Annotated in this window: 19 protein-coding genes and 1 tRNA gene; 9 read left to right on the top strand and 11 right to left on the bottom strand. The window is 61.7% G+C overall.

The features are described from left to right. Positions 1-74: 74 nt before the first annotated feature. Both GJ700_RS30665 and GJ700_RS30660 read left to right on the top strand, forming a co-directional pair. Complete coding sequence (locus GJ700_RS30665; RefSeq protein ID WP_154381253.1) at positions 75-1,424, top strand: caspase family protein; 1,350 nt, start codon at positions 75-77, stop codon at positions 1,422-1,424. A 9-nt stretch (positions 1,425-1,433) separates the two neighbouring features. Then, entirely contained in the window at positions 1,434-2,216 is a 783-nt protein-coding gene (locus GJ700_RS30660; protein WP_154381251.1) for a hypothetical protein, read from the top strand. 350 nt (positions 2,217-2,566) lie between these two features. Here the strand turns inward: GJ700_RS30660 and GJ700_RS30655 are convergent, their stop codons facing one another. Beyond that, positions 2,567-2,878, bottom strand: a complete 312-nt coding sequence (locus GJ700_RS30655) for a hypothetical protein (RefSeq protein WP_154381249.1) — start codon at positions 2,876-2,878, stop codon at positions 2,567-2,569. Positions 2,879-3,501: 623 nt separating this feature from the next. On the opposite strand from GJ700_RS30655, the gene GJ700_RS30650 reads away from it, so the two are divergent. Further along, positions 3,502-5,961, top strand: coding sequence for a DUF3857 domain-containing transglutaminase family protein (locus GJ700_RS30650; RefSeq protein WP_195764059.1), 2,460 nt, complete (start codon positions 3,502-3,504; stop codon positions 5,959-5,961). Positions 5,962-6,019: 58 nt separating this feature from the next. On the opposite strand, the gene GJ700_RS30645 is transcribed toward GJ700_RS30650, so the two are convergent. Beyond that, positions 6,020-6,349 carry a DUF2322 family protein gene (locus GJ700_RS30645; RefSeq protein WP_154381326.1) on the bottom strand — a complete coding sequence of 110 codons (330 nt, stop codon included), beginning with the start codon at positions 6,347-6,349 and terminating at the stop codon, positions 6,020-6,022. Between the two features lie 168 nt (positions 6,350-6,517). Between GJ700_RS30645 and GJ700_RS30640 the strand changes: the two genes are divergently transcribed. Continuing rightward, complete coding sequence (locus GJ700_RS30640) at positions 6,518-6,889, top strand: BlaI/MecI/CopY family transcriptional regulator (RefSeq protein ID WP_154381245.1); 372 nt, start codon at positions 6,518-6,520, stop codon at positions 6,887-6,889. After that, positions 6,889-8,295 carry a M56 family metallopeptidase gene (locus GJ700_RS30635; RefSeq protein ID WP_154381243.1) on the top strand — a complete coding sequence of 469 codons (1,407 nt, stop codon included), beginning with the start codon at positions 6,889-6,891 and terminating at the stop codon, positions 8,293-8,295. The genes GJ700_RS30640 and GJ700_RS30635 overlap by 1 nt, the downstream gene beginning before the upstream one ends. Before the next feature lie 74 nt (positions 8,296-8,369). Here GJ700_RS30635 and GJ700_RS30630 read toward each other — a convergent pair whose 3' ends face one another. From GJ700_RS30630 to GJ700_RS30605, 6 genes are all read right to left on the bottom strand, one after another. Then, positions 8,370-9,704, bottom strand: a complete 1,335-nt coding sequence (locus GJ700_RS30630; RefSeq protein WP_229507334.1) for a sugar MFS transporter — start codon at positions 9,702-9,704, stop codon at positions 8,370-8,372. 10 nt (positions 9,705-9,714) lie between these two features. Continuing rightward, positions 9,715-12,321: a TonB-dependent receptor gene (locus GJ700_RS30625; protein WP_154381241.1), complete on the bottom strand. Its 2,607-nt coding sequence runs from the start codon at positions 12,319-12,321 to the stop codon at positions 9,715-9,717. Between the two features lie 371 nt (positions 12,322-12,692). Beyond that, positions 12,693-14,153 (bottom strand): ATP-binding protein, encoded by a 1,461-nt coding sequence (locus tag GJ700_RS30620; protein ID WP_154381239.1) that lies wholly within the window; start codon positions 14,151-14,153, stop codon positions 12,693-12,695. Beyond that, positions 14,146-14,859: a response regulator gene (locus GJ700_RS30615; RefSeq protein WP_154381237.1), complete on the bottom strand. Its 714-nt coding sequence runs from the start codon at positions 14,857-14,859 to the stop codon at positions 14,146-14,148. Before GJ700_RS30615 ends, GJ700_RS30620 begins: the two co-directional genes overlap by 8 nt. 22 nt (positions 14,860-14,881) lie before the next feature. Next, entirely contained in the window at positions 14,882-16,192 is a 1,311-nt protein-coding gene (locus GJ700_RS30610; RefSeq protein ID WP_371868209.1) for an ABC transporter substrate-binding protein, read from the bottom strand. An 86-nt stretch (positions 16,193-16,278) separates the two neighbouring features. Then, complete coding sequence (locus GJ700_RS30605; RefSeq protein WP_154381233.1) at positions 16,279-17,160, bottom strand: LysR family transcriptional regulator; 882 nt, start codon at positions 17,158-17,160, stop codon at positions 16,279-16,281. 99 nt (positions 17,161-17,259) lie between these two features. On the opposite strand from GJ700_RS30605, the gene GJ700_RS30600 reads away from it, so the two are divergent. Next, positions 17,260-18,243 (top strand): zinc-binding dehydrogenase, encoded by a 984-nt coding sequence (locus GJ700_RS30600; protein WP_154381231.1) that lies wholly within the window; start codon positions 17,260-17,262, stop codon positions 18,241-18,243. 37 nt (positions 18,244-18,280) lie between these two features. Here GJ700_RS30600 and GJ700_RS30595 read toward each other — a convergent pair whose 3' ends face one another. Then, entirely contained in the window at positions 18,281-20,155 is a 1,875-nt protein-coding gene (locus GJ700_RS30595; protein WP_154381229.1) for a tetratricopeptide repeat protein, read from the bottom strand. A 139-nt stretch (positions 20,156-20,294) separates the two neighbouring features. On the opposite strand from GJ700_RS30595, the gene GJ700_RS30590 reads away from it, so the two are divergent. From GJ700_RS30590 to GJ700_RS30580, 3 genes are all read left to right on the top strand, one after another. Continuing rightward, on the top strand, positions 20,295-22,046 hold the full coding sequence (locus GJ700_RS30590) for a DEAD/DEAH box helicase (RefSeq protein WP_154381227.1): 1,752 nt from the start codon (positions 20,295-20,297) through the stop codon (positions 22,044-22,046). Between the two features lie 3 nt (positions 22,047-22,049). Further along, positions 22,050-24,023, top strand: coding sequence for a UvrD-helicase domain-containing protein (locus GJ700_RS30585; RefSeq protein ID WP_154381224.1), 1,974 nt, complete (start codon positions 22,050-22,052; stop codon positions 24,021-24,023). Between the two features lie 70 nt (positions 24,024-24,093). Then, a tRNA-Asn gene (locus tag GJ700_RS30580) sits at positions 24,094-24,169 on the top strand. A gap of 84 nt (positions 24,170-24,253) precedes the next feature. On the opposite strand, the gene GJ700_RS30575 is transcribed toward GJ700_RS30580, so the two are convergent. Further along, a complete protein-coding gene (locus GJ700_RS30575; protein WP_154381222.1) occupies positions 24,254-24,700 on the bottom strand; it encodes a hypothetical protein in 447 nt (148 codons plus the stop codon). Between the two features lie 181 nt (positions 24,701-24,881). Continuing rightward, positions 24,882-25,316 (bottom strand): hypothetical protein, encoded by a 435-nt coding sequence (locus tag GJ700_RS30570; protein ID WP_154381220.1) that lies wholly within the window; start codon positions 25,314-25,316, stop codon positions 24,882-24,884. Between the last annotated feature and the right edge of the window lie 14 nt (positions 25,317-25,330).

Genomic DNA, 25,330 nt, shown 5'->3' with positions numbered 1-25,330 from the left:
ACTTCGATCGGAGTGGGGGCATGATTATAGTCCTACAAGCATGTCGTGCTTAAGCAATAGTGGGGGATAGCCTTATGCGATCGACTTTCAGTAAATCGAGATCGGCCAGAATACTTGGCGTAGCATTGCTTTTATTCAGCAATCTTGTCAGCAGCTCACATGCAAGTGAGTTATGGCTAGCCACGCAAACCAATAACAAAGTACGTCTTTATAACTACAGTCGAGCGCTGTTAATAGGCCAGAGCAAATTTGGGCTCGGCTGGAACGAATTAACGCACGTGCCGGCCGACTTGAAGAAGATTAAAGACGCACTGACTACTCAAGGATTTGATGAAGTTGCTATTGCTGAAAATCTCGATGGCAGAGATATCCTTCCGCGTATCCAAGAGTTTGTTGCGAAAGATACCGGCCACGAAACTCGAACGATTGTTTATGTAACTGGTCACGGATGGACCGACCCCAATGGGGTAACTTATCTTGTTGGTTCCGATGCTGCATTACCAGGACCTACGTCACAACCACAATTCGCCCGTATGCTTTCTGTGACAACACTACGGGATTTGCACGTCATAAGTCGAGCATTGCACACATTGCTTGTGCTAGATAGTTGCTATTCCGGAGCCATATTACAGACCAAATCTGCAGCATCACCTACGCGTTTGGCAGTGGAGCAGCTAAAAAAACCTGTATATCAAATCCTTGCCTCCGGCCAGAAAAATCAGCGTGTGGCTGGCGATGGGACCTTTGCCGATATGTTCGTTTCCGGATTAAGCGGAGCTGCGGCTTATGATCGTGCAAGTACTTTCATTACTTTCAGGCAGCTTGCAAATTGGTTATTTTTTGAACTGCCGAAGCGATCCAATCAGGTTCCCGTGTACGCCGACTATCCAACTCCGGACGGGGACATGGTTTTTCTAACCAAGACAAAATCTGATGAGATTGTGGGGGCATCTTCAATAAAAGAAACCATCATCGTGCCCTCTCGAGAAGAAGCTGCTCAACAGACACGAATTTCTGAAAGCGGTACATTCCGCGCCATATACCCAAAAACTCAAGTTTACTATTATCGAAAGACTTCGGATGATCTTCGGGTAGTAAATGCAATGAACAAACTAGGCGTGGACTATATCGCACGACCGCCCGAATTGCCCGACTCTCTCGTCACGAATGGTTTGGCTTGCGGCCCAACAACACCTCCAAATGCAATCAAAGCTCTCGCTCGCGCTCTGATACGCGATGGGGTACCTATCGCGCGAATTGCTCCATATAATAACGCTCAAGCAAAACAAGGTCGAATTGAGGTTCTATCGACGGCCAACGGGATTGATCCGATCACGAGATCTTTCAAGCAAAACCTGAAGCCATTATCAGAAATTGAGATTGATAGCATCAATAGTTGCCGAAGTCTTGAGTCGAAGTCATAGGAGGATGTCATGAATTTACAGCGCAGGTCCATTCTTACTTTTGCAGGTGCAGCGCTTGCTGGATCGCCATTTATCCTGCGTGCTCAGAATATTATGATAGACGACGTTAGAGAGTATCAGCGAGGCGATCCTAGCGGACCACGGGAATACGTCAGCTTTAATTCCAGTAAAGTGGCATCCAACATTAAGGATACGAAAGCGGACTATTTGCCCAAACTGAAAGACTTCGGCGAGCTTTTGCTGGAGGAAGCGTCAAGATATATAGGTTTTAATCGCCAAAAAAATCGAGACGGGATTGCTGATATGCTCGAGGTCTTTGGCTTAGGCTTTGCGGATTCGAAAGGTCATCCATACGCTTTCTGCGCCGCCGGAATCGGCTACGTCGCTGCCAGAGTGTATGCCAAGACTCGAGTAAAGGACGCTACTTACGCAGATGTCATTCAATGCCTCGGAGATATTGATCACCATCACTTTTATCCTTGCCCCGGCGTTGCGAACATGGTTACCGTCGCTTCTGTTCATGGGCGGTGGGTCCCTGTAACTAATGTAGTTAGCGGTAAGGCAAATCCTATGCCGGGCTGGCTAGTGGTGTTCAAGTGGAATAAGTCCGATCATCACATTGGAATTTTGAAGAGTATTAGCGGAGAAAAACTGAAGACTGTTGAATTCAATACCAGTCCTGAAGGGGCGAAAGGTTCAGACGCAAACGGTGGTGCCGTAGCTGAGAGAGAAAGAAGGCTCAATAGCAACGTTCTCGGCTTCATCAATCCCGGCATTTCAGTTAGAACGTAATCCGAAAGATGTGATTTTGAGATAGACGAAGTGATTACCACGGATTTCTAAAAACCCATTATTTATCAATTCCTTGCAGACTGTTCGAGTGGCGACCTGTTATTCCGCAGGTCCCTGGTTCGAGTCCAGGTCGGGGAGCCAGAATACGCAGCAAGCCTAGAACCCAGCCCTTACCCGGGTGGGTTTTTTGCTTTTTAGGGCCGGTTTATTGGGCCGCTGGGAGGCCGTTGGGGCGGGGCATCCCGAGGGTATGGGAGGGCTTCCGCGTGGCACCTGGGCCCACTATGCGGGACTGGGGCTAGTAGGGGGCGATTCTGCACTGGATTTGGCTACTCAGCAATATTCGAATGCTATTTCATTGTTTCGATAGAGACTGCGAAAGCGGTTCTACTTACTTTCGCCTGAAACAACGGTAATGGCAAAGCCCGCTTGGAAAGCATAGTTTGAGCCTTCTGGATTGTGGCTGGCGGTGTCATCGCTCCAAAAATAAGCCCTGTAAGGTTCTCTGGTCTGAATTCAACTGAGCCGAAACCTTTTTGGTGCCCAATTAGGTGCCACTCTTTTTCATAGCTCCAATGGACTGATTTTGTGAGTAATCCCCGGTCTAACATCTCTCTCGGATCTGCTCGGTCAAATTGAGGAATAGATGCATGTTTCATCATCTGGTTTGATGGTGAATCGGTAGAGGTTATGGTTATTTTAGATATGAAAAATTTGGAAATTCCTGCTGTGCCTGATGGTTTTGGCTGGATAAGCAAGAATAGAAAATTATTTTGTCAAAAACTCGCGAATTTGATTAGTGCCCCATTTCTTTATAAAAGTAAGCTATATGGATTGATGCAGAGGAATTCTTTGGGCCTAAAAATTCCCTGATTCAGGTACAACTAGCGAAAATAGGTGGCAATCCTATCTTGGTTGCTCGAAAGGTCTGGCCAGCCAATAGCACCACAAGTAAGTATTGATTTAATTGTGATATAGAAGGCTGATGCAAAATAGTCTATAACTTTCTCCCGAGAAGACTCTTCGGTCCCTGTTCGGTGCCCGCTAAGGTAAGCCCTTGACCCGATTCGACTTTTAGCAGGGACGGCGCCGGCAGATGCCATAGGGTTTCGGTATAAGGTCGGTGTCTGGCAGCGGTCGTAGCATGGCCCCAAGAACTCGTTGCAAATCATCAACTTTCCGCTTACCATGCGCTCAGAGCCCCGTTCTGTTAATCCGCAGGTCCCTGGTTCGAGTCCAGGTCGGGGAGCCAGAATTCAAGGCCGCATCGAAAGATGCGGCCTTTTTGCGTTTGGCACTGAAGTGCCTTGGCGCCGTCAACCAGAAGATGGGATTTATGCGGAAAGATCTTTCCCGGGCCGCCAGTGGCGGCGTAATGCGGTATGTGGTGCTGGCGTTAATCTCTTGGGCGACAATCGTGTTGCCAGCGGGCGCCGCGGATTACCGGGTAGGAGTGGCGCCCGACTGGGTCGTTCCAATCAAGCCTGCCGCCGATTTGCCGCCGCCGGAAAAGGTCGTAAATGGGGAATGGGCCCTGCTAAGCGATGTCCAGACGCGTGTAGAAACTGCAGGCAAGACCACCTATCACCATTTCGCGGGCAAAGCGCTGGACAGCCGGGGGGTACAACAGGTGGCGGACATTTCCTTCGTTTTCGACCCATCGAGCGAAAAGCTGGTTATTCATGCCATCAACATTGTGCGTGATGGCCAGCTCATCGACAAGTTGCGCAGCGCCCGCATCAGCGTACTGCAGCGCGAAACCGAGCTGGAATACCGCATCTATGACGGGAGTAAAACCGTCCATGTCGTGCTGGACGACGTGCGCATCGGCGATATCGTTGAATATGCGTACAGCCGCAGCGGCTTGAATCCCGCGTTCAAAAATCAGGTGGCCGGCGGCAGCGGCATGCAATGGAGCGTACCCGTGGCCCATACCTTTGCCCGGTTGTTGGTGCCAGCGACCCGCAATATCACGGTAACGACGCGCAATTCGTCAATCCAGCCGCAATTGACGGAGGCGAAAGGCTACCGTGATTATCGATGGGAGCAGCGTAATGTTGCTCCGATCAAGATCGATGACCAGACTCCTGGTCATTACGATCCCTATGCGGCTGCACATTGGACCGAGTTCCCGGACTGGAAAGCCGTGGTCGACTGGGGAGCGCCGCTTTACCAGCCGCCTCCACAGGCAGGGCCGGCATTGGCCCTGGCCATCGACCGTATCCGGCAGGTGGCGGCCTCGCCGGCCGAGCGCGTGCAGGCTGTCCTACAACTGGTGCAGCGCGATATCCGCTATCTCGGCATTGAAGTGGGCCAGGGCTCATACGTGCCGAATTCTCCCGACGTGGTTTTCCAGCGCCGCTTTGGCGATTGCAAGGACAAGGCGCTCCTGATGGTTTCCATGCTTCGCGCGCTGGGCGTCACCGCGGACGTGGCGTTGGCCAACACACGGCGCGGCCGCCTGATCGAAAGCTTGCCGCCGTCACCGCTGGTGTTTAACCATGCGCTGGTGCGTGTCAATGTGAATGGCGCGAAGTATTGGCTGGATCCGACACGCTCGCCGCAGAGTGGCGATCTTGCCCATCTGGTGCAAGCCGACTACGGCCCGGCGCTGGTCCTGGCGTCAGGCCAGACCGCATTGATTTCAATGACACCCAAACTGTCTGCCCAGATGCGGACTGACGTGCATTCCGTTTTCGACGCCACGGCAGGGGTTGACCAGCCGGTTCGTTATACGATCCGGACGACGCACCGCGCCGAAGTGGCGGAACGGCTTCGCTCCAGCATTGCCGCGAATGGCCAGGCGGAGACGCAATCCGACTACCTGAATTTCTACGCGAAGCGCTACCCTGGGATTAAGGTCGCTGCGCCATTGAAGGTAGAGGACGATCCAGTAAGCAACGAATTGGTGACGACCGAATCCTATGCCATTAGCGGCTTCTTCGGGGCGGAGAAGGATGGTCGGCGCCTGGCGTACGTGCGGTCTGCAGAAATCCGCTCGCGCCTGCGGCAGCCGGAAACACTGATCCGCACAGCGCCACTGCGGGTCGACTTCCCTGACTGGATCCGGGAAGTGACGGAAGTAAAACTGGACAGCGATTGGAAAGTGACGCCATCCAGCGGCAAGGTCAAGGATCCTGCGTTCGAATTCCAGCACACGACCGAGGGTGGAGGTGCGCGGGCGACCTATGTATTGACGGATCATTATCGCGCGCTGGCGGGCGAGGTGCCGCCGGACGCGGTACGTAACTATGCCGCCAACCTTGAAACCGCCGACGACATGGTAGGGCTGACTTTGCGCTATAAACCCAAAGGTGGCGTGGCCGGCACGGCGTCGCGGTGGGATGGTAAATATTGGACGCTTGCCACAGGCTGCTTGCTGGCTGTGTGGGCGTTGATGCTGGGTGCATGCCGACTTTCCCGACCGGAGCACCGTCAGGCAAATAAGTCGCTGGTGATGGTATTCATGTCCGTTTGCGCCATCCTGCTGCTGGCTGCGCGAAACCTCCCCAATGGCTGGATTGTGCAAATGAGCTGTGTAGCGATTGCCTGCATTGGCAGCTGGCTGCTGATTCTGGTGGCGGAGAGCGCGCCCGAAACCCATTTTTTGCATGGCATCGGCAAGGCTGACGTGTTAGCGGAGCGTAAGGCCGCTGAGCGTACCTTGATCAAGGGAATGACCAAGCTGCCATCCACGTTCATGTGGATTGGTATGACGCTAGGCCTGTTGCATATGGTGAGTTAAGAGAAGATTGAGGCCTGAAAGGGAGCAGCCGGACCACAGCCGGCTGCCACGGCTGCGCTTACAGTCCTTTCACCCGCAGGGTTTGCTCCGCCGTTTTAATGCTGAACAGCCGGTCGATATTGGGATGCTTGCCCGGATTGTCGCGGGCATCCTGCGTATGTTCGGCATAAATCTTCAGGCCGACTTCCGCCGCTTCCGGAGTGATCGCGCCCAGCGTTTCGGCAAGCCAGCAGTAGACGCGAAGCGATCCCGCCTGGCCCGGTTTATTTTCGATTTTTGCCACCGGCGTGCCGGATTGGTCGACGAGTTCAATTGCGGCAACCGCATCCATGGCGGGAAGCAGGGACAGGTTGTCTGAAAATTTATCGCTGAAGCTTGGTGGTTGCATAGGTACGCTGACAGTGTTCGTTGAGTGAAAACGGTATTTTGTCATATATCGCGTTTTGGCAAATGTAGCGGTGTCGAAGTTGCCGTTCCTGCGTTCGGATTCCGCAGTTGACATTTCCAATTACACCTGTAATCATCCAATCAATTACACGTGTAACCGATATGTGCCATGGAAGCCATTTCAATCAGCGAAGCCGAATCCGCCGTCATGGAAGTCTTGTGGTCGCGTCACCCGCTGGCGGCCGACGATATCGTGGCGGTCTTGCGCCGTGAGCGCGACTGGCAGGACGCCACCATCAAGACCCTGATTGGCCGCCTGCTGAAGAAGGGCGCCGTCAGCGCGACGCAGGATGGCCGCCGCTACCTGTACAGCCCCACGCTGGAGCGCGAAGCCTGGTTGACGCAAGAGAGTTCCAGCATGCTCGAACGCCTGTTTGGCGGGCGCGTCGCGCCATTGGTGGCCCACTTCAGCAAGCAACGCAAGTTGAGCAAGCGCGATATCGCCGAGTTGCGCCGTATCATCGACGAGATGGAATCCTGATGGACGACGCATTCCACGTGCTGGCCTTGCTGTCCGCTGCGCTGGCGGCGGCGACGCTGCTGGTGCTTGCCATGCGGCCGGTGCTGCGCCGGGTGTTTGGCGCCGGCGTTTCTTACGCATGCTGGCTGCTGGTGCCAATGATGCTGGTTGCCGGCTTGCTTCCGCGCCCGCAGCAGGAGGCGCTGATCAGTCCGGCGCAGTTCTCCGCGCCCGCCATGGTCAGGGAAGCGATTGTCATCGTTGCGGCGCCTGGTGCGCCGCGCATTCCCGTTGTCCCGCTGCTGGCGGTTTGGCTGGCCGGCGCCGTGCTGGTGGCGGGAGCCATGGCCATGCAACATCGCCGCTTCGTGCGCGGCATGGGCGAACTGCATGCGACGCCCGTGGATGGGGTCTATCGCGCCGCCAGTGACAGGTCCGGGCCGGCGCTGGTTGGCGTGCTGCGGCCGAAAATAGTGGTGCCCCATGATTTTGAATTGCGCTACACCGCGCAGGAGCAGGAACTGATCCTTGCGCATGAGCGCGTGCACGCGCGCCGCGGCGATGCGCTGTCAAACGTCGTTGCCGGCACGTTGCTGGCGCTGTTCTGGTTTCACCCGCTGGCGCATGTCGCGGTGCGGTGCTTCCGCCTGGACCAGGAGCTGGCCTGCGACGCGGCTGTCCTCGATGATTTCCCCGGCGCCCGCCGCAGCTATGCGGACGCCATCTTTAAGACGCAGTTGGCCAGCAGCGGGCAAGCATTTGCCTGCACATGGCAATCCACCCACCCGTTAAAAGGACGCATTATGAGCATCGCAAGGCCACCTGTTGGGAAGCACGTTCGCATCGCCGGTCAATGGACGCTGGCTGTCGGTATCGCTGCGAGTTGCGGCGCGGCGTGGGCGTTGGGGGCGCAGGCCGAGGCGCCGGTTGCCGCCAAGCCTGTCGCTGCGCCCCAGGCGGCAGCGACGCCTGGCGTCAAGCCGGCGCCTGCGCCGAAGAAAGCCGAGGTGGCGCCGGTGCTGGCTTCAGCGGCAGGCGCAGCGCGCGCCGCGCCGGCTGCCACGGCGGGCGGCGCTGTCCCGGCGGCAGCGCCGGCGGCGGACCGCGTCGACGTTAACATCCAGCTCAAGGTGAATGACAGCAGCGAGCAATCCATCGCCATGAAGGGCGTCGGTGTCGGCGACAATACGGCCACCTTTTCCTCCGGGGAGGGGAGCGAGCGCTGCGACTATGAGTTCCGCGTGATGCCGACACCGGGCACGGATTTTTACCAGGTCAGCGCCAGGTCGGTCTGCGCGGGTAGACTCTCCTCGGCGCCACGCCTGGTCGCCAAACTGGGGCAGCCATCGCGCATCCGGGCTGGCGAGCAAAAGGCCGGCCGCTTCGAAGGGTTCGACATGTCTGTCATGGTGAGCAAGGCCGAATAATGCCGGGCGCTCGGGCCGCATCGGTCCGGCCGGAATACGACAGGCCCGATGCGCAAGCATCGGGCCTGTCTCACTCAGGGGACGATGCGCCACGAGCGGAGCCGGTGGCCCTTCACCGCATAGAACAGGATCAGCAGGTAGCAGGGCAGCATGACCCAATAGGCGGACTGCGGACCACGGTTGTCGGACAGGTGGCCGTACAGCATTGGCAGCAGGGCGCCGCCCGCGATACCCATGATGAGCAGCGCGGAACCGCTGGCCGTGTATTTGCCCAGCCCCTCCAGCGCCAGCGGCCAGATGGCCGGCCACACCAGCGCGTTGGCAAAGCCCAGCATGGCGAGGAACATCACCGTGTCGGGTACCGCGGGCACGCCGGCCCAGGTCACCAGCACTTGCGCGATGCCGGTGCTGGCCGGTGAACTGAGCGCGACGCCGGCCGTGAAACCGATCCCGCTGATGGCGGACAGCAGCAACGCTTCCTTTTGCGACAGGAACTTGGGTATCGCCAGTACGCCCACGATATAGCCCAGCACCATGAAGCTCATCGTGTACGAGGTGAGGATGCCGAATTTTTCCACGCCGAGGTTACGCCCATACAAGCCGATGGTGTCGCCCGCGATCACTTCCACGCCAACGTAGGCGAACAGTGACAGCGCGCCCAGCACCAGTTGCGGAAAGCGCAGGATGCCGAAGCGTTCCACCGGTTTTTCCGCCTGCTCGCCGGCGATTTCCTGCAGCGGCGAAAAACGCACCAGCAGCATCACCAGCAGCAGGCAGCCGGCCATCGCCGCATACGGCAACACCAGCCGCATGGACAATTCGGCGCGCAGCGCGTCGCGCGCCGCCGGCGTCAGCGCGGCCAGTTCGGCGTCCGAAAAATGCCCGATGCCGGACAGCATCAGGCCGGAGAACACCAAGGGCACGATCACGCCGGCCGCCTTGTTCAGCAGTCCCATCACGCTGATGCGCATGGCGGCGCTGTCGCGTGCGCCGATGCAGACAATATAGGGATTGATTGCCGTCTGCATCAGCGTCATTCCGCTGGCCAGCGTGAACAGGGCCAGCATGAACAGCCCGTACCACGTAGTGATCGCCGCCGGGATGAACAGCAGCGCACCGGCGGCCATCACGCCCAGCCCCAGCGCCATGCCCTTGCGGTAGCCGGTGCGGCGCAGCACGGAGGCCGCGGGCAGAGCCATCACGGTATAGGCGATGTAGAACGCGAAGGTGACCCACAGGGCCTGAAAATTGTTAAGGCCGCAAACAATTTTCAGGAAGGGGATCAGCGAGCCGTTCAGCCAGGTGACGAAGCCGAGGATGAAGAACAGCAGGCCGATAAAAGCCATCGCCACCACCACATCCCTGGCCGCGCCCGGCCGCGCACCGTGTGCCATTGCTTGGTTCTTCATCGTCATCGTCTCAGAACTTCGCGCGGAAACCAACGCTGTAGCGCGCGCCATTCTCATAGACGCCGACCGGCAGGCCGTCCGTCGTGTTGGTGCGGATCACGGCGTTGCCGATATTGACGGCCGATGCGTACACGCTGTACTTCGGCGTGATGTCCCAGTTTGCCGTGGCATCCCACTGGCCGTAGGCGCTGGTCACGTCCTGGCCGCCTTCATCCAGTCCGCCGTACGACTTGGAGCGGTAGTTGTAGGACAGGCGCAGGCTGTAGCCGTTGCGCTCGTAGTAGCCGCTGGCGTTGAGCTGGTTGCGGGAATTGCCGACCACGTTCAGCTTGCGGCCACCGGGCACGGAACCGGCGACGGCGTCGGTGTACGTGTAGTTGAGGATGGCGCCGAAGCCGTTGCCGAACGCCTGCTGCCACTGCACTTCCAGGCCCTTGATGGTGGCGCCGTTGTCGGCATTGTGCGGACGGGTGACCGGGCGCGATACGCCGGCCACGTTTTCCACGGCGGTGGACGTATAGATGAAGGTGTCCAGCCGCTTGGTGAACAGCGTGGTCGACAGCAGGGACGCTTCGGCGAAGTACCATTCCGCGCCGATCTCGGCCTGGTTGGCGTGGTACGGATTGAGCAGCGGGTTGCCGGCCGTGGCCGCGTTGGTCGTGCCGCTGACTTCCGTGCTGGCGCTCAGGTCGCTGAAGGTATTGCGCGCCATCACGCGGGACACCGCGCCGCGCACCAGCAAGTCACGCCGCAATTCATAGACGAAGTTCAGGTTCGGCAGGAAGTCGTCATAGTTGCGTTCCACGCTGCCCAGCGTGTAGGTGCCGGTGCCGCTCAAGTCCTGGTTCGCCTGCGACGTCTGGCGGGTGCGCACATAGCGCAGGCCGAAGTCGCCGCGCAATTTGTCATAGGCGAATTCGGCCTTGCCGTACAGCGCCGAGATCCGCTCCTTGATGCGGTAGTACTCGCCTTTCGCTTCCGCATACACCATGCCCTTGTCGTACATCGGGAAACCCTTGCTGAAGGCCAGGTTGTCGTCGACCCACGCGTATTGCGTCAGCGAACCCTTGGTGGCGGCTTCCTGGCTCAGCATCGGCGACGGACCGGTCGACAGGTCGGCCAGCGAGAACGATTGCCAGCCCGCGCTGCCCGGTCCGACGGTGCCGATGGTGCGGTGGTTTTGCACGGTATTGTCGCGCAGCTTGGCGCCCAGTTTCACGTTCTTGATGAACGGATTGTTCAAGTCCAGCGTGAGGTCGGCCTGGCCATAGTTTTCCTTGCTCTCCATGCGGCGGATCCAGTCGCGCGCGCCCTGCAGCGTGAGCTTGGTGGGATCGAGCGGGCTCATGTCGAGGTACGAGACTTCATAGGTATCCGGCGCCAGGTTGATGGTGGCGCGGGTATTCCCGGTGAACCAGAAATTGCGGTCGTGGCGGCTGCCGCCCGCACCAGACGTGGTGCCGGCCTGCGCATGCAGTTTCCAGTTGTCGCCGTCGTAGGTGCCTTCCAGGTCCAGCACTTTGGACTTGATGTAGGCTTCGCGGTAGATCGGCTCGAACGACACGCCCGTGGTCGGGCCCACTGTCCCGCCAACCAGCGCCTTGGTGCCGTCGGAGGTGGTGATGAAGCGCGGATTGGTGACGCGCAGCACGCCATTGGCGTCCGCCAGGCCGCCCGCCTGCCACAGGTAGTTCTGGTTGTTGTTGTCCATGTCCATGGACGAATTCAGGTAGTTCAGCGAGATGTCGGATTCGGGCGTGGGGCGCAGTTGCAGCGTCACGTTGCCGGTGGTGCGTTCGCGGTCCTGGCGGAAGATGGCCGAGCCGCCGCCCCAGGATGCGTAGGCGTTCGGCGTGCTCGCGCCATTCTGGTCGACGATGTTGTACTTGGTGGCGTCGGTGAAGTTCTCCAGGCCGTCGCGGCGCATGGTGCGCTGCTGGCGGCTCAGCGCGGCCAGCACGCCGAAGGTTTTCGCATCGTTTTTCCATGCCACCAGGCCAGACAATTGCGGGTCGGTCTTGCGCGGCAGTTCGCTGTACGTGGCTTCGGCCGAGAACTGCGCCGTGAGTGGCTGCTTGAATTGCAGGGGCTTGCGGGTCTTGACGATCACCAGGCCGCCGATGCTGCCTTCATCCAGGTCGGCCGAAGGGCTCTTGTAGACGTCCAGGCTGCCCACCAGTTCGGACGGCAGGATGTCATAGTTAAAGCCCCGGCTTTGCGAATCGTTTTTCCACCAGTATGCCGACGCCACCGACTGGCCATTCAGCTGGGTCATGTTCAGGTTTTTATCGGTGCCGCGCACGAAGATGTCGCGTCCTTCGCCCCACGTGCGGTCGACCGAGATGCCGGGCACGCGCTGCAGGGAATCGGCCACGTTCTTGTCCGGGAACTTGCCCAGGTCTTCCGCCGTCACGCTGTCGACGATGTTCATCGCGTCGCGCTTTTCCGCCAGGTTGCGCTTCAGCGTTTCGCGGATGCCGCGCACTTCCACGACAGTGCCGCCATCGGCGGCTGGGGCGTCGGTTTGGCCGGCCGCGTGGCCCGGTACGGCAAGGGTACCCAGCATCATGGCGATCAGTTGGGGCAGGTGTTTCTTGCGAATCAGTGACTCAGACATGCGATTTCCCTTAAATATTGTTATCAATGCCGGCATCGTTCGGCCAAAAAAGACCGGCGCCGCCAGCATGGCGCCGGACAAAATCACACACCAAGGGGGAGTGTGAACGGTAGTAAATGTTGCCGATAAATTCATGCTAGCACCGGGGCGCCGTGTGACACCAGCACGCCGCCTGCCACGGCTTGAATATCGTAACCTGTTGATTTTGTTGGGAAATGGCGTGGGGAGGAGAGCGGCTTGCTTACGTATATTTACAGTACGCCCGCCAAGCCGCCGCCGGCCGTGTAACGGCAGGTCAGGCAGGCTTACAAAACATTACAAAACGCATGCGTAAATAACACGGGGGTGACCACGTGTGTGTCATTCACGCGTCAGGCGGGCAGGCGGATCACGGAATTGAGTCCGCCGTCGGGATGGTTGGCCAGCAGCAGCTTGCCGCCATGGCTTTCGATGACGCCGCGCGCGATGCCCAGCCCCAGCCCCATGCCCCCGTCATTGCGCTCGCGGCCGTGGGCCAGGCGCACGTAGGGCTCGAACAGGCTGGGAAACGCGTCGTCGGGCACGCCGGGGCCGTGGTCGCGCACAGCGATCTCCACCCAGCCGTCCACCTCGCGCACGCTGATCTCGGCGCGCTCGCCATAGAACAGCGCGTTGTCGAGCAGGTTGCCGATGGCGCGTTTCAGGGCCAGCGGCTTGCCGCGCACGACCACGCTCGTGCCGTCGAAGGCCACGCTGTGGCCGGCCAGCTCGGCGCTGCGCACCAGCCGCTTGATCAGGCTGTCGAGGCGGATGTCGGTCGGGTTTTCATGGATGTCGCTGTCCTTCACGCATTGCAGCGCGCCCTTGACCATCATGTCCAGTTCGTCCAGGTCTTCCTCGAACTCATTGCGCAGGCTCTCGTCGTCCAGCAGTTCGGCGCGCAGCTTGAGGCGGGTGATGGGGGTGCGCAGGTCGTGCGAGATCGAGATGAACAGGCGTTCGCGGTCTTCGATGTAGCGCGCGATGCGGTCGCGCATGGCGGCAAAGGCGCGCGCGGTGTTGACGAACTCGCGGCTGCCCGTGACGGGCAAGGCGGGCGTGTGTTCGTCCTTGCCGAACGCTTCGGCCGCATCGGACAGCGCGGCCAGCGGGCGCGTGATGGTCCGCACCACCAGGATCGACAGCAGCAGCACGGCGGCCAGCGACAAGCCCTGCAACACCAGCCGGTCCGAGGACAGCGGGTCGTTATTGCTGAGGAAGTAGGGATTGGGCATCAGCGTCGCCATGTACAGCCAGTTGCCAGGCTCCAGCTCGGTCTGGATCACGAGGATCGGCGCCGGATCCGGCTTGGGCAGCAGGATATGGCGCACCCAGTTTTCCGGCAATTCGCCCAGGTGCACGCCATCCGGCGAAACGGCCAGCCGCTCGGGCCAGGCGAAGGCCAGGCGGAACTGGTCGTGCTGCAAGTCCTTGCGCAAGGTGGCGTCCACCGTGGCGAGCGCGGTGTCGGCCAGCGCGTTGGGCGCGATCGGCGGCACCGGCACATAGGCGCGGTTCAGGTTGACGAAGAAGCGCGTGCCGCCCATTTCGCGCAATTGCTGGATCAGCAGGCTGCGGTAGCTGGGCGGCAGGCTGCGGAAGAAGCGGATCGAGCTGGCCGCGCCCTGGCCCAGGTACTGGGCGGCGGACCTGGCGTCCGCATCGGCCCTGGCGCGCAATTGCGTGGCCCAGATGGCGCTGCCCGCCACCTGCGTGACCAGCAAGCCCGCCACCATCACCAGCGACAGCCGGCCCAGCAGGGACTGGGGCCACCAGCGCGTCCACCAGCGCCGCCGCGCAGGCATGTCAGACATGCGAGACGCTCACGTCCGCGGAAAACACATAGCCGGCGCCGCGCACGGTCTTGATCAGCATGGGTTGCTTGCCGTCGTCATTCAGGCGCAGGCGCAGGCGGCTGATCTGCACGTCGAGCGAGCGGTCCAGCGGGCCGGCGTCGCGGCCGCGGGTTTCCTCGCACAGGACGCTGCGGTCGAGGATATCGCCCGGATGGTCGACGAAGTATTTCAACAGCTGGAAATCCAGCCCCGTCAGCGCAAGGGGCTGGCCGTCGCTGTCGACCACCTTGCGTTCCAGCGCATCGAGCGTGAAACCGTTGAAGCGGTAGTAGCGCGGCGCGGCAGCCGGTTCCACCGCCACGCGGCGCAGGATGGCCTTGATGCGGGCCAGCAGTTCGCGCGGGCTGTAGGGTTTGGCGATGTAATCGTCGGCGCCCAGTTCCAACCCCACCACACGGTCGGTCTCGTCCGAACTGGCGGTCAGCATGATGATGGGCACGTTCGATTGCTGGCGCACGATGCGGCACAGTGCGAAGCCGTCCGTATCGGGCAGCATCACATCGAGGATCACCAGCGACAGCTGGCCCGCCTGCAGGTGCAGCTCGGACAGGAAGCTTTCGCCGTTGTGCGACAGGATCACTTCGTACTGGTTCTTTTCCAGGTACGTCTTGAGCAGCATCCGGGTTTTCTGGTCATCGTCGACAATCAGGATCTTGCGTGCCATGCTCTTTCCTCGTGGTGGCCGGTCATTTGCGCCGGCGCAGGTTCAGCGCGCGCAGCACCGTCGCCAGGCGGCGCTGCACGTCGGCTTCGGTGATGCTGTCGTTCATGAAATAGCGGTGTACTTCCGCGATGATCGCGTCGCGGCTTTCCTCGTCCGCCGCCATGCGGTGCACCAGGCTGGGCACCTGGGCCGCCGCGCCGCTGGCGAAGGTCATCCAGGAATCGCGGGCGCAGCTGTCCATGCCGGCGGTGTCGGCATCGCGCCGCACCGGCACCGCGCCTTTCGCCGCATTGAACTGCTGCTGCACGGCGGGCGTGACGACCAGCTTTGCCAGCTTTTCCTGCGCCGTCATGCGGCTGCTGTCCGAGCCCAGCATGGCCAGCGTGTCGACGCTGTACAGGTGCAGCCGGGCGGTGCCTGGCATGGGGGCGCAGGAGAATTCATCGTCGGTGGCGTGGCCCCATTCATTCAGTTCGGCCTTGGCCCAGTCACCCATCACCAGCATGGCCGCCTCGCGGCGCGCGAAGCGGCGCACCGTATCGGTCCACGATTGTTCTTCCAGCGGCGCCTGCATCCAGGCTTTCATGGCGCGCAGGCGCGACAGGGTGTCCGGCAGGCGCTTGTCGGCGGCGGCCTGCGGGTTCAGGCGGACGAACAGGTCGCGGTAGTATTCCGGACCGCCCTCGGCCAGCAGCAGGTTCTCGAATAGCGTGGCGACCTGCCAAGGTTCGCTGCTTTGCACCAGCGGCGCCACGCCGGCCGCGCGCAGCTTGCGGGCCGCTTGCTCGAATTCGTTCCAATTGGCGGGCGGCGCCAGTTGCAGGCGGGCGAACAGCTTGCGGTTGTAGAGCAGGGTATTGATGCGGTGGATGCCGAGCGGCGCGGCGACTATATGGCCCTGGTGCTGCACCAGCGCGTAGACCGTGGGGAACAGCACCCGGCTCCAGTTGCCGGCGGCGGCGACGCTGTCGAACTCGCGCAGCAGGCCCAGTGCGGCCCATTCGCCGACCGAGACGCCGATGATCTGCGTGGCGCCGGGCGAGTCGCCCGCCAGGACCCGGCTCTTGAGCACCTTGCCGGCGCCGAGGCCGGCGCCGCCGGGCACGGCATTGTCCTTCCACTCGATGCCTTCGTCGCCCAGGCGGCTGGCCAGCACCCGGGCCGCGCGCCGCTCGCCGGCGGAAGTCCACCAATGCAGCACTTGCAGGGAGGACTCCGGGGCCGCTGCCGGCAACGCCGGCGGCGGTGCCGCACAGGCCAGGCCAAGCAGTGCCAGCCGCAGCAATCTGCCGCGCGTGGCCAACCAGGTCACCTGACGAATCGACGCACCCACCCAATCCTCCCCAAAATTGACGGGCAATTATATCGGATAACGATATCGCCACCGGCGCGATGCCGATGCGGAGCGCTGCTTCGGCGTCAACCCTGCAATCGCCGCCACAACCGCTGCGCCACCGGCCCATGCTTCACCTCGCGCAGCCGCAGCGCATAATGGGGCAGGGTGGCGCCGCGCAAATGTTCGCCCGTCAGCGGCAGCAGGCGTCCCGCTTCCAGGTCGGCCTGGACCAGATGCTCCGGCATATGCCCCCAGGCCAACCCTTGCAATAACACTTCGCGCTTGGTCGCCTGGTCGCCCACGCTCACTTGCGGCGCGCCATCGAGCACATGATACGAAGGTGCGGGCCAGTCCAGCGCCCCGTCGCGCAGGATGCACTGGCGCAGGGACCGCAAGTCTGCCGGCTGCAATTGCCGATGCGGCGCGAACGGCAGCAAGCCCGGTGCGGCGACCGGGATCACACGCACGTCGAACAGGTGCCATGCTTCCAGCTCCGGGCGCGGCTGGTCGATGTGGTGGATGGCGAGATCGGCTTCCCCGCGCAGCAGCGATGCCCACGGTGCGGCCAGCACTTCGCTGCGGAACACCGGGCGCGTCTGCGGTTCGTCGCGGAAGAAGCCCGTGAAGCGCGCCAGCGTGCTGTCCAGCGGGCACAAGTCGCCCAGCGCAATGCGTAGTTCGGCTTCGGCGCCGCTGCGCAACTGCAGCGCGTGCCGTGCCAACGCCGCATGGGAGCGCACCACGCGGTCCGCCTCTTCACGGAAAGATTCGCCGGCTGGCGTCAGGGTAACGCGGTAGCCGCCACGGTCCAGCAGCGCCACGCCGACCGTTTCTTCGAGGTTGCGGATGGTGGCGAAGACCGCCGTGTGCGACTTGTGCAGGCGCTGCGCGGCGGCCGCATAGCTGCCTTCATCCGCCAGGGCGAGGAAGCATTCAAGCTGGTGCAGGCTGGGTGTACGGGACATGTTCAGGTTTTTGAAACAGGATGGTTCGAAATGGCCAATATCCGTGGACGCCTGGCCGAACTAAGCTGCGGGTCTCTCAACTCACAACCGGAGTACACCATGCGCGCCATCGTACGACAGCAATTCGGCGGTCCCGAAGTCCTCATTGAACAGACGTTGCCACGGCCGGCGCCGGCGCCGGGACACATCCTGATCCAGGTGCGCGCGTTTGGCCTGAACCACGCCGAACTCTACATGAGGCGCGGCGAATGGGGAAGCGTGGCGCCCGTCAGCGGGATCGAGTGCGTCGGCACCGTGGCCGACGACCCGGACGGGCGGCTGGCGCCGGGTCAAACCGTGCTGGCCGCCATGGGAGGCATGGGCCGCACCATCGCGGGCAGCTATGCGGAATTTGTCGCCGTGCCGCAGGCGAACGTGGTGCCGGTCGAGACCCGCCTGCCGTGGACGCAACTGGCCATCGTGCCGGAATCGTATGGCGTCGCCTGGAGTTGCCTGAAACAGTGTTTGCAACTGCAGCCGGGCCAGCGCGTGCTGGTGCGCGGCGCGAACTCGTCGCTGGGCCGCGCCGCGCTCGACCTGGCCCGCTTCCTCGGCGCCCACGCCACGGGCACCACGCGTTCGGCGGGGCACATTGCCGAACTGGAAGCGCTGGGCGCCGGGCGCGTGATCGTTGCCGGGACATCGCTGAGCGCCGCCGAGGCGGGCCAGTTCGATGCGGTGCTGGATGTGCTGGGCAACAGCAGCTTGCGCGATTCGCTGCGCCTTGCCGTGCCGGGCGGCCGCGTGTGCCTGGCGGGATTCCTTGCCGGCCTTGCGCCACTGGATGGTTTCAATCCTCTGGCCGACATGCCCTCCACGGTGCAACTCAGTTTCTTTGGCAGTTTCAATTTCGGCGGCCCGGGCCATGGCATGGATGCCATTCCTTACCAGGACATCGTCGATGCCATGGCCAACGGCCAATTGCGCGGGCGTCCTGCCTGTACTTTCGATTTCGGGCAAATCCGGGAGGCGCACGCGCTGATGGAGAGCCATCGGGCGAACGGCAAGCTGGTCGTGCAACTTGACGCAACGGACCGCCAATGACGGCCCTTCGCTCATGCCGCATGGCCGCGGCATGTCGTCAGCGGGTAAATGGCGTGTTGTTGATGTTTTTTTCCGGCGTGTCGAAGTTTTGCGGCTGGCCTTGCAGGTAGTGGCGCGCGCTTTCGACCCCTGCGCCGCTGACGACGGCCCGCATGACGCTGTCGTTGTCTATCGTCCATTCCTTCGATGCCGGTTCGTCGGCAGGGACGCGGCGCAACTCGGCCAGCAGTTCGTCGCGGTGCACTCCGGCCGCCAGGCGCGCCTGCCACCGGGTGGCCCAGGCGGCCATGGCGGGGTCGCGCCGGTTGTGGGCCAGCATGCTGAGGGCCTGGCGCGACATGGCGCTGTTGCCGCCAAATGCGTACATCAGGGCGGCGGTGCGCGCGTATTCATTGACTTCGCGCCCGTTGGTCCAGGCCAGTTGCGCGGCCGTCATGGCCGTTTCAGTCAGCGCCTCCCCGGAATCGAGTTCGGTGCGGAGCAGCGCATAAGCCGCTTCGGCCGATGCCGGATCGGCATTGACGGCGTCGACCAGGTGGCGGCGGGCAATATCCAGCGTGCCGGCCCTGGCGGCGCCTTGCTGCTGGTTTGCGGTGCGCAGGTGCGCGAGGCCCAGCAGATAAAGCGCTTCGGGATTGCCCTTGCCGTCGCCGGCGAGCTTGCTCAGGTAGGGGATGGCGTCCTGCGGATTGCCCCAGTCGATCTGGGCGCGGCTGAGGGCCATGCGTGCCAGCGGGTGGTTGGGGGCGCCGCCGGCCGGCGCGCTCATCTTGCGCAACAGGGATTCGCCGACGGCGCGGCCGGGGCAGGTTTTCAGCCTGGCATCCATCATCACATAGCTGCTCACCGAGTCGGGCAGGCTGGTAAATGCGATCTGGGCGGCGGGCAGGGTGGGCACCTCCACCTGCATCACCTTGACGGAGCTGAGGCGATAGCGCCACAGCATTTCGCCGAGCTGGTCCGTCTTGATGCCGTAGGCCGTTTCGAAGGCCTTGGCGGCGGACATGTCGCGGTTGGCCAGGTTGAGATAGCGCGCCAGTTTGGTGCGGTTCTCTTCCGTGGACAGCATGAAGTGGGTCAGCAGCCACGAGCGCGACGCGAACTCCAGCTTGACGCCCGCCGTGCCGGCGTAATTCTGGCTCTGGCTGTCGTTATCGTTGAGCACGTCCTCATAGGACAAGCTGTAGCGGTGGCCATCCTCGATGAAGTTCAGGTAGCGCCCGACGTCGAGCGGCGTCTTGCCGATCGCCAGCTGATCGTCCGAGAAGCGGACATTGGCAAAATACTGCGCGAAGCCTTCGATGAACGACAGCGGCGCGCGGATATCGGTGTGGCGGTACAGGAAGTGGCGGGCGTAGCCTTCGAACAGGTAGGACAGGGTGTCGTTGGCGGGCGCCGTGACCAACCGCGCATTCTCGATCCGGGCAATGGGGTCCAGCTTCACGCCGGCGGCCTGCACGCCCGCGCTGCAACTGTTGTACAGGCCGATGGCGTCGGCCGGCGCACCGCCGGCGTGGTCGGCCAGGTCGTTCGCCTTGTTGTGGTAATACAGGGTGAGCTTGGATTCGTGCGCCCGGGCCTTGAAGTAGGACTTGGTATAGACGCGCAGCAGGAAGTCCAGGCGCTCCATGTTGCGCAAGAGATCCTCGACGTCTTGCCGGGACGAGTCGGTGTAGACCACGAAGTGCTGGCTTTCCGCCTTGAACCAGGCGGACGGGTTTTTCTGGCCCTGGATCGTGATGCTTGGCTCGGCCGGGGCCGGGTTGGCTTGCTGGGCGCGGGCTGCGGGCGTGCACAGCAGGGTCAACGCGGCCAGCGAGGTCAGCGCGCAACGGGCAAGCGGGGAGGCGATGGTAAAACCACGCGCGGCATCGATCAGGTGGGGGCGGGGGGATAGGGTGTGAGTATGCATCCGGCGATGCTATACGACAGGCACGTCGTGGCAAGTCCAACTACTGCGGTGCGAAAAAAACATAAGTGGATTTGGTGGATTTCGTAATTTGGTGCGGGCGGCGGCCCTGCCATGCAACGGCCCCTGTAAAATCGGCGCTATGCCTACGCTGATACCACCCACGTCGCCATCGGAATCACTGCTGGCGGGACTCAAGACCCTGATCCACGACGAGCGGGATGCCGGCATTTACCGCTTGCTGGACGTCTGGGAGCGCCCGCTGGCGGAAAAGCTCGCCAAGGGCTGGACGCAGCGGTTCTCGCACATCGAGCGGGGCGAGGAGCCCGGCACGCTGTGGGCGTATCCCGATGACGGCGAATCGCGCTTCCGCGAAGGCGACCTGCTTTGCCTGCATCAGGGCAATTGCCAGGAAGCCTTGAGCCGCCGCCTGCAGTTTGAATTCGAGGACGACGAGCGCTGGCTGCTGCGCGGCAACCGGGCGGGCGCGGCGCTGGAAGCGTACAAGGGCGGCTATTGCTATGCCGATCCCGATACGATGGACTTGACGCCGTTTTATGAAACCGCGCTGGACGACATCGAAACCAGCCACATCGGCCGGCAAGTCGTGTTGCCCCTGCTGCAGAACGGGTTGACGATTGCGTTCGATGAGCGGGATATGGATGACGCCATCCGCATTGCGCGCGCGGAAGGATGCAATGAAAAGCAGGCGGAGGCGGTCGGCTGGGCGCATGGCGCGCGCCATGTCGCCTGTATCCAGGGACCACCCGGGACCGGCAAGACCCGGGTACTGGCGCTGATTGCGCGCCTGGCGGTGGAACGCGGCGAGCGCATCCTCGTCACGTCGCACACGCACATGGCGATCAACCACGCGCTCAACAAGATCCATGACGAAGGCGTGCCGGTGGTGAAAGTGGGCGCCGCTACGCAGCGCAGGGGCCTGGCCGTCGGGGTGCGCAATGTCGACAGCCTCGATGGCTGGAAAGAGCGGCCCACTAATGGCTACGTGGTGGGCGCGACGCCGTTCGCTACCTGTACCACGCGGCTGGAAAACTATACGTTCGATACCATCGTGTTCGACGAGGCCAGCCAGGTGACGGTCCCGCTGGCGCTGATGGCCATGCGCAAGGGGCGGCGCTTCATCTTCATCGGCGACCAGCGGCAATTGCCGCCGGTGCTGCTGTCTCGTTCAGTATTGGACAAGCAAACCCACTCGGTGTTTGCTCGGCTGACGGCGCGCAATGCCGAACACCTGGTGATGCTGGAAGAAACGTACCGCATGAACCGCTGGCTGACCGCGTGGCCCAGCAAGACTTTCTATGGCGGCGCGCTGCGGGCGGCAGGGGGCAACCGTGAGCGGCGCTTTCAGCTTGACGTGGTCGATGCCCGCTTCGCCGGCGTGCTCGACGGCGTCCATTCATCCGTGTTTATCCGGACCCCCGACCGTTCTGCCCGGATGAAAAACTGGGAAGAAGCGAAGCTGGTGACGGACATCTGTGAGGCCGCCATTGCCGGCGGCCTGGCGCCGGCCGACATCGGCATCGTGTCGCCCTACCGCGCGCAGGGCAGGGCCATCCGTAATTGCCTGGTGCAGCGTTTCGGCCACGGCGTGGCGCGGCAGGTGGTGGCCGATACCGTGGAGCGCATGCAAGGCCAGGAGCGGGAGTTGATCATCCTGTCGCTGGCCACCGGCGATGAAGTATTCCTCGGCGCGGTGGCGGAATTCTTTTTCCAGCCCGAGCGGCTGAACGTGTCCATCACACGCGCCAAGACCAAGCTGATTGTGATCGGGCCGGACGTTGAAGCGGCGTCGGCCCATGAAAAACCATCGCTGCGGCAATGGATAAACTGGTATCGTGAACTGATCGCGCAATGCCATCACGTGGTCCTGTAATCCATGGCGACTTTTATTCCAGCCCGGGTCGGCGCACTGGGCGCGCGCAGCATCCACATCAAGCGCGCGCTCAACCGCCTGGACGATGCCTATGTGGTCCGCACGCCGTTGCGGCCTGACGGCTGGGCGCCCGACTTCTTTATCCAGCATCCCGTGCAAGGCTGGCTGGCGATCGCCGTCAGCGAGACGCCCTACGACGCGTTGGCGGGCGGCCAGTTATTCGATGACGAGGGACGCGCTGCGTTCGATGCGCTGCTGAGCCAGATGGCGGCGCTGCAGGGGCCGGGAAAACTGGTCGTCCTGTGGCAGTGCAATACGGAAGAGGTGCGGCGCGTGGCTGCCCGGATGGGCGCGCAGTGCGGGATCCGGCTGGTGTCGAAAGCCGAATTCCTGGAAACGGGCGACACGCTGGCGCCGCGCCTGGCCACCCCGATCACGGAAGAGACGGAACAGGCGCTGATGGAGCGGTACTTTGCGGAAGCTGAAATCGCCGCCATCTGCACCACGCGCCGCCATTTCAACCGGGACAACTCGGCCACCCTGCAGCGCTATTTCCTCGACGTGCAGCAGGAGAGCGCGGCGAAGCTGGACCTGGCGCTGCCGCAGGAGCAGGCGGCCATCTCGCGGGACGTGGCGGTGCGCCTCGTGAACGGCGTTGCCGGTAGCGGCAAGACCTTGATCGCGCTGTCGCGCGCCTTGCTGCTGGCGGAAATGTATCCGGCGCAGCGCATCCTGATGCTGATCCATAACGCGCCGGTGGTGGCCGACATCCACGCGAAACTGCGCCGCACGCGGGGCCGCTTGCCGGACAACCTGGAAATCAACACCTTTTCCGCCTGGGTACACCGGCAATGGCGCAACGTGCACCAGCGCTATCCGCGTATGCCGTCCAATACGCGCATGGTCGAGGAACTGATCCACCATTTTCGCGGCCTTTATCCCGACCTCAAATTGCCCGTGCAGCGGCTCAGGGAAGAACTGGATTTCATCAACGAGTCGCTGATCACCGGCGAGGCGCAATATGCCAACGCCAGCCGCTCGGGACGCGGCTTTGCGTTGCGGCCGTCGGAGCGCAGCGCCGTGTGGTCGCTGTTTGGCGCGGTGACGTCGTCGTTGCAGGCGCAGGGCTTATCGCTGTGGAGCGCGCTGCCGCTGGAAATCTGCCTGGCGGAAGAGCGGCAACGCCTGGAGCAATACCATCACGTTCTGCTGGATGAGGCGCAGTTTTGCGCACCGTCGTGGTTCCACACGGTGCGGCTGGCCATGCATCCGGGCAGTTCCCTGTTCCTGTGTGCCGATCCGAACCAGGGGTTTACAAAGAACCGGCTGAGCTGGAAAAGCGTGGGGCTGGACGTGGCGGGCAGGACGCGCAAGCTGCGCAAATCCTACCGCACCACGCAGGCCAACCTGGCCGCCGCCAGCGTGGTCCTGGCCCGGCATACGCAGGGCGATCCCGAGGACTTCCTGGTGCCCGATCTGGACGGCATGGAACCGGGCGTCAAACCGGCGCTGGTGTATACCGACTCGCCGCAGGACGCCGTCGACCGGCTGGTCAACGAATTAAGCGCCTGTGTGCAGGGAAACCGTTTTACGCTGGCCGACGTGCTGGTGATCTATGGCGAGCAGGTGCAGAAAACCTTGCTTTACCGGCGCCTGTGCCAGCGCTTCGGCACCGGCCGCGTGTGGTGGCTGAACAAGGACGACCAGCGCAAGGCGCCGCCGGGTGGCGTGCAGCGCACGCACGTGCGGCTGGCGAACCTGGATACGGCGACGGGGCTGGAAGCCGGCGTGGTGTTTTTGATCGGCGTGGAGAAATTGCTGGCGGTGGACCGGCTGCCCGCGCCGGACCGCGAGGAAAATGCGCGCAAGCTGTATATGGCGATGACGCGGGCAGGGGCGCGGTTGATTGTGATTTCGTCGGAGCCGGTGCCTGAGGCCATTCGGGAAGCGTTCACGGTCCATTCCCCGTCCGGCTAAGCCGCGTTGATGAAAAATGCACGAAGAGGCTGGACAGGCGGGGCGCCAGCGGCTATTATCTTGCCTCTTTTCCCTGATAGCTCAGTCGGTAGAGCGACGGACTGTTAATCCGCAGGTCCCTGGTTCGAGTCCAGGTCGGGGAGCCAGAATGCTAAAAACGGCCCCGTGAGCGATCACGGGGCCGTTTTCGTTGGGTTGTACCCGAATTCGGCTGTTTTTTGGTTTTAAATTTAAGATTTGCAGCGATCAAATAATGCCTGTAACCCCCGGCGCAATTCTTCAGCCGAACTTAGCGAGGTTGAAAAATTTCGGATGAAGTCGTCCGCATAACCGCGGCAATTATGCGGGTAATGAGTAGAGCCGGTTGTCGGGTGGGCGGCAGACCACGAGGTTGCATGGGTCCTCACTTCGCTTAAGGTGACGCCCGCGCGTGTTGTGCTTGTCAGTACGCAATGGCCGAAGCCCAGATCACTACGGTAATACACGCCAGGCGGCAGCGCACTGTGCCCCGCCGATCTTAGCGCGCCAGCCGGACCATTGGTACTGAGCAGGGTATCTGCGGCACCGGTGCTGAATGCGGCTCTATCGTTAGGAAGGTAGACTGCGGTATGGCGGTGTGCGCCGGATATGCTGTTTATTTGATTATTGGCGCAAAAGAAAATAATTTGATAGTCCATGAAGTTCTTTCACTGATTTCATCAGTTTAGGCCGTGAGCTGTTGGCCATGCGTGAGTGTCGGCCAGACCGACCGAACTGTTAATGCGCGGGTCCTTGGTGTGAGTCTTTGTCGGGCGCCACAATACGCAGCAAACCTTGAAACCCAGCCCCGGTCCGGCTGGGCTTTTTGCGCTCAGCCTGTCACACCTTGTCCTTCGCATTCGGAAACCGCTTGATCGCCGTCGCCAGAATCTCGATATTCCCCGCAGTGACTTCTTCAAAACGGTTCCGGCTGGTATGGAACGACAAGTGCTCGTCGTCGCCGCCTTTTTCCTTCATGCCGATGGCCTTCAGTTCCTTGCGGCCGTAGACGCATTCCTTGGCCTGGTCGCCGTCGTTGAAGATCGAATACGAATACGCTTCGTGCACCTTGCCGCGCCCGATGTTGTTCTTGTGCGGGTGGTCTTGCGTGATGCGGCCGAAACTCACTAGGACTTGCTGCTTGCCATTCACTTCCACCGTGCGGGGATTCAAGCCGCCCGCATCGGCGAAATAGACCGTGAACTTGATGTCACTGAGGTCGCCGGTGTAGCCAATGATATTTTCTTTTTTGTAGAAATCGTCGCGGTAGCCCATGGGTGATGTCTCCT

The organism is Pseudoduganella rivuli (assembly GCF_009674485.1).
Lineage (GTDB): Bacteria > Pseudomonadota > Gammaproteobacteria > Burkholderiales > Burkholderiaceae_D > Rugamonas > Rugamonas rivuli_B.
Note: the sequence above shows the minus strand (reverse complement) of the source record. Positions and strands in the feature narration are given on the sequence as shown.